Raw genomic sequence first — 1190 nt, 5'->3', positions numbered from 1 at the left:
CGTCCGCTTCACCACACGTGCTCGCCAACCTCCTGCCGTTCGAGCAGGGCGGCCAGCTCCCGCGCGTCCTCGAGTGTGATTTTCATTTCTCGGAGGAACTGTGCTTTTCCGTCCCGCGGCCGAGGCTGACCTCGACCGCCTGCTCGGCTGCGTCGTCGACGAATCCATCAGCTGGGCCCATCCCGACCGGCTGCTCTCCTTCCTGGAGAGCCGCAACTACCGCTACGACCGCATCTGGCTCGCCGAGGAGAACGGCGAGATCCTGGCCCGCGCCGTCTGGTGGGGCTTCGCCGGCGAGGAGCGACCGCTCGCCCTCGACTGCGTCTACGTCCACCCCTCGGTCGAGGACCGTGTGGGGCTGGCCGCCGAGCTGCTGCGCCACGCGCACGCCGCGTTCGGCCGGACGCCGGAGTACCACGTCTTCGTCTCCAACGGCTGGCGCGAGGACCCGAAGGCGTCGGCGGCCATCGCCTGGCGCTGGGAGGCCGCCGGCCGCGCCGGGCTGACCGAGGAGCTGGAACGCCTGCGCTACGCCTGGACGCCCGGCTCGCCGGTGCCCGAGCCGTCCGACCGCCTGGTCTTCCGCGGCGATGACGACGACGAGGTGTTCGTGGACGCCTTCCGCCAGGTCGCCGAGGGCACCCTCGACTTCCACACCCGGCAGGCCCTGATGACCATGGACCCCGTGGAGCAGGCCCGCGAGGACGTCCGCGACAACCGCTCGATGCGGGGCGAGCGGTCCTGGTGGCGGCTGGCCTACGACAAGAGCGGCGACCTGGTCGGCGTCGCGCTGCCCTCCGCCAACGACGCCGGGCCCGTGGTCGGCTACCTCGGCGTGGTGCCCGCGCACCGGGGCCGCGGCTACGTCGACGAGCTGCTCGGCGAGATCACCCGCTTCCACGCCGAGCGCGGCGTGCCGGGCATCATGGCCGACACCGACGCGGGCAACGTCCCGATGGCGCGGGCGTTCGAACGCGCCGGGTACGAGAACGTCTCGGTCCGGCTCGTCCTGTCGGCCGACCCCGGCGCCGTCTGACCCCCTGTCCCGTCCCTGACCGGCCGCACCCCGTCAGGGACGGGACGTCAGGCGCGCCCGCACGGCCAGGTCGTGCAGGGCGTCGTCCGCGGTGGCCCGCTCGGGCAGCGCCGAGCCCTCGCGCGCCGCCTCCAGCGCGGCCGTCATCCGCGCC

At 73.6% G+C, this 1190-nt stretch carries 1 protein-coding gene; it reads left to right on the top strand.

Annotated elements, in window-relative coordinates:
- Positions 1-100 precede the first annotated feature (100 nt).
- Positions 101-1036 (top strand): GNAT family N-acetyltransferase, encoded by a 936-nt coding sequence (locus ACWCSD_RS52875; protein WP_397156511.1) that lies wholly within the window; start codon positions 101-103, stop codon positions 1034-1036.
- Positions 1037-1190 lie beyond the last annotated feature (154 nt).

The sequence above is a fragment of the Nonomuraea sp. NPDC001684 genome (assembly GCF_053596515.1).
This window is presented reverse-complemented; position numbering and strand designations above follow the sequence as displayed.